Annotated in this window: 10 protein-coding genes and 1 pseudogene; 4 read left to right on the plus strand and 7 right to left on the minus strand. The window is 57.4% G+C overall.

What is annotated here, in order from left to right; genetic code table 11:
- The 7 genes and pseudogenes from R6U20_RS11925 to trkA all read right to left on the minus strand — a co-directional run.
- Positions 1–232: pseudogene (locus R6U20_RS11925) on the minus strand (potassium transporter TrkG); the annotation flags it as partial.
- A 165-nt stretch (positions 233–397) separates the two neighbouring features.
- Complete coding sequence (locus R6U20_RS11930) at positions 398–829, minus strand: hypothetical protein (RefSeq protein WP_410338078.1); 432 nt, start codon at positions 827–829, stop codon at positions 398–400.
- Positions 826–1,281, minus strand: coding sequence for a hypothetical protein (locus R6U20_RS11935; protein WP_410338079.1), 456 nt, complete (start codon positions 1,279–1,281; stop codon positions 826–828). The genes R6U20_RS11930 and R6U20_RS11935 overlap by 4 nt, the downstream gene beginning before the upstream one ends.
- A 42-nt stretch (positions 1,282–1,323) precedes the next feature.
- Positions 1,324–1,920 (minus strand): hypothetical protein, encoded by a 597-nt coding sequence (locus tag R6U20_RS11940; protein WP_410338080.1) that lies wholly within the window; start codon positions 1,918–1,920, stop codon positions 1,324–1,326.
- 25 nt (positions 1,921–1,945) lie between these two features.
- Positions 1,946–3,565, minus strand: coding sequence for a hypothetical protein (locus tag R6U20_RS11945; protein WP_410338081.1), 1,620 nt, complete (start codon positions 3,563–3,565; stop codon positions 1,946–1,948).
- Positions 3,566–4,005: 440 nt separating this feature from the next.
- Positions 4,006–5,526 carry a TrkH family potassium uptake protein gene (locus R6U20_RS11950; RefSeq protein WP_410338082.1) on the minus strand — a complete coding sequence of 507 codons (1,521 nt, stop codon included), beginning with the start codon at positions 5,524–5,526 and terminating at the stop codon, positions 4,006–4,008.
- A 51-nt stretch (positions 5,527–5,577) separates the two neighbouring features.
- On the minus strand, positions 5,578–6,933 hold the full coding sequence (gene trkA / locus R6U20_RS11955; RefSeq protein WP_410338083.1) for a Trk system potassium transporter TrkA: 1,356 nt from the start codon (positions 6,931–6,933) through the stop codon (positions 5,578–5,580).
- A 191-nt stretch (positions 6,934–7,124) separates the two neighbouring features.
- On the opposite strand from trkA, the gene R6U20_RS11960 reads away from it, so the two are divergent.
- The 4 genes from R6U20_RS11960 to R6U20_RS11975 all read left to right on the plus strand — a co-directional run bounded on the left by R6U20_RS11960 (position 7,125) and on the right by R6U20_RS11975 (position 11,247).
- The gene (locus tag R6U20_RS11960; RefSeq protein WP_410338084.1) at positions 7,125–7,625 is read left to right on the plus strand and encodes a DUF411 domain-containing protein; all 501 of its coding nucleotides are present in this window, start codon (positions 7,125–7,127) and stop codon (positions 7,623–7,625) included.
- A 443-nt stretch (positions 7,626–8,068) separates the two neighbouring features.
- Entirely contained in the window at positions 8,069–9,250 is a 1,182-nt protein-coding gene (locus R6U20_RS11965) for a pyridoxal phosphate-dependent aminotransferase (RefSeq protein WP_410338085.1), read from the plus strand.
- 164 nt (positions 9,251–9,414) lie between these two features.
- Positions 9,415–10,113, plus strand: a complete 699-nt coding sequence (locus R6U20_RS11970) for a type 1 glutamine amidotransferase domain-containing protein (protein WP_410338086.1) — start codon at positions 9,415–9,417, stop codon at positions 10,111–10,113.
- Between the two features lie 177 nt (positions 10,114–10,290).
- Positions 10,291–11,247 (plus strand): hypothetical protein, encoded by a 957-nt coding sequence (locus tag R6U20_RS11975; RefSeq protein ID WP_410338087.1) that lies wholly within the window; start codon positions 10,291–10,293, stop codon positions 11,245–11,247.
- Positions 11,248–11,533 lie beyond the last annotated feature (286 nt).

Here is an 11,533-nt window from a genome sequence, read left to right on the forward strand (position 1 = left end):
GGAATCGTAAGGAACGTTTTTCAGGAAGAGCCCGTTGTCGCCAAGCATTTCGCCAGAAGGTCGGGGTAAAGACGATGAGCACGGTAATGATTTCGAGGCGCCCGGCCATCATCAGGAAGGAGAGGATCCACTTGCTGAGGGCCGGCAGGTGCGCGTAGTTTTCGGTGGGCCCCACGGTGCCCCAGCCGGGCCCGATGTTGCCCACACACGAGAGGGCCGCGCCGAACGCGGTCTGAGCCCGACGGGCATGTGACTTCGAATTGGAAGAACACAGGCTCTCCAGCTTCTTTGTCGACGTGGGCGTGTGCTTGCATGCCTGGTACGCCAACTGCAAGCGCGAAAAGTAGTGTGAGGGTGCGCATCATGTACAGTACTGCTCGCTAGCGATGAATCGTGCCTACACGGCAAACGCTCCGATCACATTTAGTTCACTGTCGAAAACAACAACGGACCCATGTCCGAGTCGGAACATCTGGTCTTCACTTAACTGATAGCGGCTGGCGATGAAGTAGTAATTCCCCGCCTTATAGTAGGCTGAAAGCCACGGTGGTGTACTTCGTTCTTCAGGCACACCGTCGTTAAAGAATTGACAGACATCCGCGTCCGTATCATCAGTCAGCATACGTATATCTTCGGGCGTCGCCCCCCACGTGCCACCCGAAGCGTAGTTCTCAGCCCGGTCGGTGTCTTGAATGACAATCTCCACTAACCTGCGTGTGGATGCATTGCCTGTGGGGCATGGGTCGGCCTGGAAAGCCGATGCGGTCGGTGTTGACAGCAGAAGCAGGACGGCAATCGGCCCCAGTACGGTTCGCAAGTCTACTGTCATCCTGAATAGCCTTTGATGAAGTTCAAGTTACCGTCCAAAATATAGATAAACGAGAGACCTACAACAACCTCATTAGTATTTTCCGACTGTTTGAGAATCTGCGAGGCAAAATAGAAATCCCCAATTTTGAAATATGCCAGATTGTACCCATCGATAGATGCGCTGAACTCATCATTTAGCTGCTGGCATACGTCAGGATCTGACACTGATTGAATCTGGTCGACGCTCAGGCTTGTGGTTCCCGTTTCCTGGCGTGCATCGGCCAGGTTAGGGTTAGTCAAAAAATTTTCGACCATCGACTGAGCACGGTCCGAGCCCGACGGGCATGTAGTGTCAGCGTAAGCGGACACGGATTCTCCAGCCTGTCTGTCGACGTAGGCGTGTGCTTGAATGCCTGTTACGCCGACTGCAAGCGCGAAAAGTAGTGTGAGGGTGTGGAAGAGGGTGTGCATTGCACTGATAGTCTGCAGGAAAGCCGAACGCCTCTATCTCTATCATCCCAGCCAGTAGACGACAATTTCCTTTTCTCGTTTTGTTGTGCTGTAAAACTGACGAAGCGCAGGCAGCAGTTTCACAGCTACCGTTTCCCACATCCAGGTTCGGCGGTGTTCACTTGCATAGCGATCTGACTCCGTCTTTAGGACCTGCTCAATACGATCCCGCAATTGTTCTTCGGTCATGGAGGCCAACTGGTCATTGATCGCTGCAATGTCTTCGGAGAGGCTGTAGCGCAGGGGAAACACGTAGCCATACGAAAGCGCAGGCTCGTTCATGACGTGCCATCCAACCAGACGCGCTCCGTACACCATCCAGAAGCATGGATCGTTAGGCTCGTTGTCCCCAAACTCGCGGGCAAATCGGCTATGCACGTTTCCCGTTAGCGCGTCTAATGCCTCCACATATCGCCTATCAAAGTACAAACGGTACGGGTCCTGCTCAGGCTGTTCTTCCATCCAGAGTTCGTATGAACGGCTTCTTCCGTTGATACGCTCGGGATGCGTGCGTTTTACGTCCGTGATGCTGCAGCGCCCGGTGAGTAGATCCACAGCTACACCGATCGGGAGCCGAACCAGTGATAGGTAAGAACCCATTTTCTATTTCTGGTATTGTTAAAGGTTAGCTTTCTCCCTCACAGACTGCCTGAAAGTTTACTTCGACCTCTGTAAGAAAACTGGCTATCGTGCTGGGCAAGTCACTCGTTCCAATCAGCCCACCTTGCAAGTGATAGTCGCCCAAAGCATTTTTCGTGACTCGGAGATGCATCACGTTAACCCCACGCTCCGATGCATATTCTGGAATACGAACGCTTTCGTCTCCGCCAAGGTTATCAACACTGCTATACTCTGAGTTTGTAACCAGCAGATAGAGGGGAGAACCAAGTTGATAGTCATGATCTGGCAGTTGGTCATAGAAACTTTGCAGATCATTGATATGTGTTTGCCACTGTCCTGTACTCATAGAGCCTGACGGGTTATGAGAAAACTTGACCTCAAGAATAGAAGTGACCAATCCTGGTATGTGGGTACCGTCGTCCGTAAAAGCCTCAGCATAACCGTCTACTAAATTGGAGAGTTGTGGGGGTTGATCTTCTCGACGATCAGTCCACTGGTATTGACGCATTCCCGGAAGAGTGGCATTGAGACTGCTCCGTACACTTGCCTGGAAGTAGGGCCATAAAGCACCATCATCACCCGGAAGGGTCAAACCCGGCATATCCTGACACGCTTCCCGAATAACCGATGCAACCTCTTCTTTCGGCACGGGATCATCTGCCGTATCACACCCCGCATTCAGCAACGTATATCCGGCGGGATCGTACGGCGCGGCGATCAGTCCGCTGCTCGTGACCACGTGCCAGGTGGCCCCGACCATGAAGCCGGGCGCGTCGTGCGGGCCGTCGCCTCCGCCCCCGCCGGTACCATCATCAGTGGGGGGATCGTAGCAGTCGGCTCCACACGGGTCGTCTCCACCGGTTGGGGGCGGGCTATCAGATCCGCCTCCTGTGCTGCCTCCACACTCGTCTTCGTTTTCGTTATCATTGTTTTCGTCATCATCACCTCCAGAGCCTGGCCCTCCACTGGGGTCGTCCCATGGCGCAGACCAGCCGCTATCAGGAGGAATGGGGTCCCACCAACCGCCGCCTCCACCCCCGCCGTCATCAATGGCTATCGGGTCAGCAGTTACCACAACCTCATCACACTCTTCCGACCAGCTTACGTCGTCAGGACCGTCTCCATCTCGGTCACAGTTTAACCCATTGTACAAAATTGGCGTTGGGTTTTTGGGGTCATCGTCTGTAGAGGAGCCCGAACTCCACCCATCGCCTGTATCGGGAAGCCCTACCCAGTCAAGTACAAGATCGCGGGCCTCTGCAGTGGCCGGGATCAAGCATGTCGCCTGTCGAAGCACCAAGCCGTCTTCGGTCCGAAGCCGATACGTGAGGCGCTGCTCCCCAAGTGCCTTCTCGGCAACCGCTTCCGGGAAGGCCAGTTGGGCGTATCGATACTGGTACGGACCCGAGGTATCGCCTTCGGGGTGCGCACTTAAGACACACCCGTAGAGCCGTCCATCCGGAGCCACTGACACTGCACTCGATAGGTCGACCGCTGCGGCCTGTGGACCGTTGCCAATCGGGCCAATTTTGAGGCCCGGCGTGTGTGAATCGGAGTCGTTGTGCGGCACGTCCACCGCCGTATCACATCCGGCAAGTAGGAGCCACGCACTTACGAGCACCATGGCTATGACAGCGCGGCCGCAGGGGCTTGCAGAGCGAAAATAATGCGTTCGATTAGTGGAAAACGAAGACGAAGATAAGACAGGGCGTAGCACAAGCACAGAGGGGTCATCTAACGGGGCAGCAACAGGGCGCCTGAACGAAATACCACTGATACAAACTCGGCGTGTCGTAATCTCTGTGCTACGCAATCTCGTACAGACGAGGACGCAGAAATGAACAGATGCAGAAGGGGAGTGCCCAGACGCACCCTATAATAGCCCCCCCCCGCAGATCTGCAAGTTCTGATTGTAACGAAGCTGTGAGTGGCACTTATCTCCAGGTGTCGGGAAGCGTCGACTGAGACCGTTCTGATCCGCAACTCTATTTCCCACGTTTTCCCTCCAAAATCCAAAATCGAACATCCAAAATCGAACATCCAAAATCGAACATCCAAAATCGGTTACCGCCGCCAGAAGGCCGGGGTAAATACGATGAGCACGGTAATGATTTCGAGGCGTCCGGCCATCATCAGGAAGGAGAGGATCCACTTGCTGAGGGCCGGCAGGTGCGCGTAGTTTTCGGTGGGCCCCACGGTGCCCCAGCCGGGCCCGATGTTGCCCACACACGACATGGCCGCGCCGAGCGCGGTCCAGATGTCCTGGCCCAGCGCGGCCAGTGCGAGCGTGCCCAGAAAGAGCAGCAGGATGTACAGCATCACAAACAGCAGCACGTTGCGCATTACGGCGGGCGCAACGGGCTGTCCGTTGAGATGCGTACGCAGCACGGCCCGCGGATGCACCAGTTGCTTGAACTCGTTCAGGGCGTTCTTGGCAAGCACCACATGGCGCATCACCTTTACGCCGCCGCCCGTGGAGCCCGCCATGCCGCCACAGAAGAAGAGCAGAAAGATCACGCCCACGGCCAACGGCGGCCACATCTCGTAGTCGGCGGTGCCAAATCCGGTGGAGGTGATGATGGCAACGGCCTGAAACACGCCGTATCGGAGTGCCTCGCCCAGCGAGTCGTAGCCTGCGAAGCTGGTCAGGGCTTCGGGGGCGGTGGGGAGCATCGCGCCCGAGACCGTCCATGTAGAAACGACGAGGAGCCCGGTGGCTGCGACAATAATGCCGAGATAGGCACGCAGCTCGGTATCCCGCCAAACGGAAAGCGCCTGTCCGCGCAGCATGCGAAAGTGCAGGGCAAAGTTCATCCCAGCCAGAATCATAAACAGCGTAATGACGCTGTCGACGTAGGCGGAGTCGAAGTCGGCCACCGAGCCGTTTTTGGTGGAGAAGCCGCCGGTGGCCATGGTGGCAAAGGCGTGGTTGACGGCGTCGAAGCTGCTCATGGCCGGCAGCAGGAGCACCACCTGCACGGCGGTAATGCCCACGTACACGAGCCACAGGCGGCGGGCCGTTTCGCGCACGCGGGGCGTGAGCTTGTCGGCTGAGGGGCCAGGCACCTCGGCACGGTAGAGCTGAAAGCCGCCGACGCCCAGAATGGGCAAGATTGCCAGGGTAAGCAGAATGATGCCCATGCCGCCAATCCAGTGCGTAAGGCTGCGCCAGAACAGAAAGGCGTGCGGCATAGCCTCAATATCCATGTTGCCCCCGCCGCCAAAGATGGTGGCGCCGGTGGTGGTAAAGCCGCTCATGGTTTCGAAGAACGCATCGGTATAGGTGGGCAGCACGCCGCTCATGACAAACGGGAGCGCGCCCACCAGTGAGAGCACCACCCACGACAGTGCTACAATGACGAATCCCTCGCGGATACCCACATCTTGGTCTTGAGGAGCTCGGCCGCCAAGTCCAAACCAGAGCGCTCCGCCGACACTGAGCGCGCCCAGCGCTGTCAGGCCAAAGCTCCACCATACGGTTTCGCCGTATCCCAGGGCGATTCCGGCAGGTGCAAGCAGCGCTGCCCCCACAAAGAGCAGTAGGCCACCCAGCGTGCGGGCAATGGCCGTCCAATGTATCGTCATAGCAAAAGGAGTAACAACCAGCAAGAACGGGAGAGGCAGACTGTAACAAGGCTACGTGCCAAAGAGCTTTTCAATGCGATGCGCTGATGTTGGGAGCACGAAAACAATGACCCGGTCGTTGGCCTGGATGTGCGTATCGCCGGTTGCGATTTCAGTGGAACCATTTTCGGGATTCACAGCAGCCACAAGCATATCGTCTGGCAGATCAAGGGCGTGCAGTGGGGCACGTGTAATTGGCGCTCCGGGTGAGGCGTACGCTTCGAGAATTTCGGCGTTGAGTCCGTGCACCGTAGCTACGCTGAGCACATGCTGGCCGCGAAAAAAGCGCTGTACCTCTTGCGATACAGCCAGTTTTGTACTTATGGCTGCATCAAGCCCCAGCTGCTCACTCATGGGGATGTATGCGACCTTCGAGAGCTGCGCAACGGTTTTATGCACGCCATACTCTTTCGCCATGAGGCACGTCACGAGGTTAGCCTCTTCCTTATCAGAAACAGCTACAAACGCATCCATATTCTTGAGCCCTTCTTCCACGAGCAACTCCACATCGGTCGTGTCGCCCTGAAGAACAAGCACATCGGGAAGTTCGGCGGCCAACTGGGCTGCACGGTCGGCATCGGGTTCAACGAGTTTGATGCGGCAATCGGGGCATTCCTCCACGATGCGTCGCGCTGTACTCCTACCTACGCGGTTGCCTCCAGCAATCATAATGTGGCGGATGCGCACATCTTTCTTCCCTAAAAGCTTCGTAACAGACGAGACACAGCTCGGGTGCGTCATGATAAACAGGTGGTCGTCAGGCTGAATACGCTCCGCGCCATCGGGCAGAATAGTGATGTGATTGCGCATAATGGCCTTTACGCGGAAGTCGACCTCGGACTCCATCTCGATCAACTCTTTCATGCTGACCCCGACCACCTCGCTACCGGGGTCGATGCGCATGCCGAGGAGTTGCAAGTTGCCATTGCAGAAGGTAAGCACCTCGGAGGCACTGGCCCGCTGGATGAGACGCACCACTTCAGCGGCAGCGGCTTCTTCGGGGTGAATGGCCAGGTCGATGCCGAAGTCTTTTGTGCTTAGCACAGACTGCTCGCGCTCAGCCTCGCTTGTGCGCGTGCGGGCAATGGTGGTGGGTACACCCAGGCGATCGGCCATCATGCACGCCACCAGGTTCACTTCGTCGACAGCAGTAACGGCTACGACCATGTTGGCTTCATGAATCCGGGCATCCTCCAGCACGCTTGCGGAAGTGCCGTTGCCCTGTACCGTCATCACGTCAAGCTTGCGGTGCACGCGCTGCAGCACGTCGGCATCGTTGTCGACTACAAACACGTCGTGCTGCTCCTCCGACAGCATCCGGGCGACATCAAAGCCGACTTCGCCAGCACCAATTACAACGATACGCATGCGTACTCAAGAATATGAGTCAGGTAATTCAAAAAGTACCCAAACGTAACTATAAGCACCCTGGAAATGCAACGGATTCCCCACGAAAACTGGAGGAGCGGTTGCAACAATTACGCCCATGGAGCCTCTGCCAGAAGAGATCGTATTGCTATTTCCGCGCCCTCGTATTTGTTGTTTCTATTTTGTCTGCTATGTTTGGATCATTGTCAACACGCGCTGTGCTCAAAAGCCTGGGGATAGGCGTTGTCCTTGCCATCCTTACACTCGTCGGCCTGTCGCAAGCCGGAGTTGTTTCCGTAATGGGCAGCGACCTGCCTACGATTACCGTGTATCAGAGTCCAACCTGCAACTGCTGCGGAAAATGGGTGCAGCATTTGGAGGAAGAGGGCTTCACCGTCGAATCGGAGATGCGCCAGGATATGGGCAGCGTGAAGCAGCAAGCGGGCGTGCCGCAGCAGCTCGGCTCATGCCACACGGCCATTGTGGGCGATTATGTCGTTGAGGGCCATGTGCCTGCCGATGACATCAAGCAACTGCTAAGCAACGCGCCTGAGGGCATTCAGGGCCTCACCGTGCCCGGTATGCCGGTCGGTTCGCCAGGGATGGAGCAAGGGGACCGCCTTGACCCGTACGACGTGCTTGCCTTCACCAGCGACGGTGCCACGCGCGTAGTAGCCAGCTACGGGGAGTAGCCCGCAGGCCGCCCTACTCGGCGGTGTCCTACCCGGCGGATCGAGGCTACTGCTCTGTCACACGTGATTCACAGGGTATCCCATTTTATAGTCATCCCGGACAATCCCGACCGCCGTCGGGAGCTGATCCGGGATCTTTTGTGACCTTTCATGCCAATCATTCGCCCACGCTACCCAACCATTGACCTGTGACACACCACTACACGCAAACGGCGAACATACGCGGACGGAAGCGCTCTGCGCATCCATTCTCGCAGCGCGCCCCTTTCTCGTATGGCCTGTCATCTGCGCCGCAATGGGGCGCATGATGTTTCCATCCGCTGGCATGAGGTTGCTGCCCTACGGTCTCGTGCTTTCTTTGAGGAGCGCTCCTGCAGTGCTACAACCGGATTTGGTATCACGCATCCCTTGTCGTATCCATTTGGAACCGCTTTTATCTGCCTATGCAACCGATTTCTCTTGCCGAACGCACCGACGCCCTCAAGCAAAGCGATATCCGCGCCGTTACCCAGCAGGTCAATGCCGTTGATGGCATCAACCTGGGGCAGGGCATCTGCGACCTGCCCACGCCCGAGCCTATCCGCGAACGCACCCGGCAGGCCATCACCGAGGACCGATCCATCTATTCGCATTACGCGGGCATTGCCCCGCTGCGGCAGGCGATTCTGGAGAAGGCGCAATCCTACAACGATCTGCCCGCGACCGACATCGACGAGGTGATGGTAAGCGTGGGCTCAACCGGGGCATTCGTCACCGCTGCAATGGCGCTTCTGGAGGCGGGCGACGAAGTCATTCTCTTTGAGCCGTTCTACGGCTACCACCGCAACATTCTGGAGCTTACGGGCGCTACGATTCGCTACGTGCCGCTGGGCGGGCCCGGCGATACGCTCGATGCCGAGGTCCTGCAGCACGTCATCAACGAGAATACCAAAGCCGTCATCGTGACTACGCCCGTGAATCCAAGCGGCAAGGTGTGGGCACGGCATGAACTGGAGACGCTGCTCGATCTGATGGAGCAGCACAATCTCGTGGCGATTACCGACGAGATCTACGAATACATGCTCTACGACGACCACGAGCATGTGTCGCTGGCCTCGCTTCCGGGCGCGTACGAGCGGACGATTACGCTGTCGGGCTTCTCGAAGTCATACAACGTAACGGGCTGGCGCATGGGATACGCTGTGGCCCCGCCGCATCTGATTGAAAAGATGGGCCTGCTCAACGACCTGTTCTACATCTGTGCGCCGCGTCCGCTGCAACACGGTCTGCTGGCCGCGCTGGAGGAGTTGGGCGATGACTACATTGCGCAGATGCAAGCCGACTATGCCGCCCGCCGCCAGATGCTGTGCGAGACGCTGCAGGCCATCGGGTTCGATGTGCCGTGGCCCGAGGGCGCGTACTACGTGCTGGCCGACTTTGCCCCGCTGCAAGCCACGCACGACGGCTTCGAGGATGACAAAGCGGCCTGCCACACGCTTGTGCAAGAGGCGCACGTGGCCAGCGTACCCGGGGGCTCGTTCTACCAGTATCCCGAAGATGGGCGCACTAAGCTGCGCTTCTGTTTTGCCAAAGAACTGCCTATTCTGGAGAAAGCCTGCAACCAACTCCGCACGGCGCTGATGTAGTGCGTTGGGTGAGCGCGTTGGAGCAAAAGTGCGTAAGGGAGGCAACGGTCGACCTTCACCCTGCATACATGGATGCAACAAGGTCGAATGCGCCCCAACGGACGCACGGACTGGGCGTTGCAAGGCACTGAATTGTATCCATCGTAACCAAGCCGGATTCTGTTATGGCGACTGACCGTATTGCATTTATCCTCACCAGTCATAGCGAACTGGGCGACACCGGCAACAAGACCGGGTACTTCCTCTCCGAAGTCGCGCATCCGTACCACGTGCTGCGTGATGCTGGATTCGAGATCGACTTTATCAGCCCGCAGGGCGGCGACGTGCCCATGGATCCGTCGAGCCATGACCTTGAGGATCCTGCCAATGCTGCGTTCTTGGATGACGAGACTGTACAAGAGGCACTGCAGCAGACCAAAGCGGCGGCCAACGCCAATGCCGACGACTACGATGCCATCTACTTTGCTGGCGGCCACGGCACCGTGTGGGACTTTCCCGGAAACAAGGACTTGGCCGCGCTTACCACAGCCATCTACGAAAACGACGGTGCTGTGGGCGCAGTTTGCCACGGTCCCTCGGGACTCGTAAACGTGACACTCTCCGACGGCTCGCACCTCGTAGACGGCAAGCGCGTGGCGTGCTTCACCGACAGCGAAGAGCGCGCGATGGAGCTTGACAATGTGGTTCCTTTTCTGCTGCAAAGCACGCTCGAAGAGCGCGGCGCTACCGTCGAAACTGCCGACGACTTTGAGCCGCAGGTCGTCATCGACGGGCGCCTGGTCACCGGCCAGAATCCGGCCTCGGCCACCGGCGTGGGCGAAGGCCTCATTCAGGTGCTGAAAGGTACGCCCACCGCGGCGTAACAGACATCTGATTCGTATTGATATGCAGCGCCCCGTTGGCTTAGTGCCCGCGGGGCGCGTTTTTTTGATGCGGTGTGGCGGCGCTAACCTCAAACAGGCTCTGAAACCCGGACCTGTATGCGTCAGTGCAGGACGTGATACAGAATCCGCTGTTTTGGTCGTCAGATACGCCGTGCTATGCGCTCCCGATACGTATTCTCTCTTCTGGCTGGGCTCTTCCTACTCGCCACGGGGGGATGCACTGAAGCACCGGACCCTGCCACCACGGCGGCCTCCGAAACAAACCGCCAACTCTCGGCCTCCCTTGCGCTCGATGACACGTATCTGACAAGCGACCGCTGGGACCAGGGCGAAGCCGAGTTTGCTTTTTACGAAGCAACACGCACCCATACCGCCTACGACGAAGCCGACGAACATTCGTTTATGGTAGGCAGCTTCACCGTTAAACACGCCTACGATCCGAACGCGCAAACGAAAGCCACAGACGAGGACGACGGCGTATCCGCCTTTAAGTCGGCGCTCTTCTATCGGTTTGAGAGCGGGTCGTACGAGTACCGGCGTAGCTACGTGAGCAACGTGAGGCAGCGCGATCTGCGTCCGTTCAAGCAGTCGTTTACCAGCTTCGACTGGTGCTCGAACCAGTACCGCGAACTGTCAATTTCGGACGACGATACCGTGGACTACTGGATGCGTAGCGACGACTATGGCAACGACACGGGATCGTTTGGCTATCAGACAGGCGGCTACACCACCGCACAGATGCCGCTCTTCATCCGCAGCCTCGACATCGACGATCGCACCGAGCATCTCTTCTACCGCATGACTGCCGATGGCAACTACGTACGCAGCCAGGCCGCGTTTATCCGCACCGACTCGGTTACGGTGGAGTCCGGCACGTATCCCGCCGAGCGCATTACGGTGACGTACGAAGAGCCCGTGCCTTCTATGGTTGCCGAGCACGACGTGACGCAGGCCATCTACTGGCGTCACACCGGCGACGACCGCCGCCTGCTGCGCATTCAGGAGCGCAACGATGAGGCGTCTTACACCATGAATCTGGTTGAACACCTGTGGTCAGCCTACTGGAGCGAGAACCTGTGGGATGAGGTTGAACGCATCAGCGAACGCCCGTAGTGCTCTGTCAACCCTCATTTTGATGGTTCCCCTGCAATCATTCGCTAACGAAGCCTGTCATGGTGAGCGGAAGGCGACGGAGGAGCCGAGAGTCGAACCATCTCCTTGGCGTTTAGAAGATACGGCGGGACAGGGAATCCTGCCCACCTCGGGGGAGATCTTTCTATAAGTATTAATTAAGTTTTAAATATAACTAAACCTATATTATTGTTGTATTATGTCAAGAAGGCCAAATTGTGTCAATGGGCTATCCACTTCGCTCAAGTTATATTAGTCTGAACTAAGC

The organism is Longimonas sp., assembly GCF_046498435.1.
Classification (GTDB): domain Bacteria; phylum Bacteroidota; class Rhodothermia; order Rhodothermales; family Salinibacteraceae; genus Longimonas.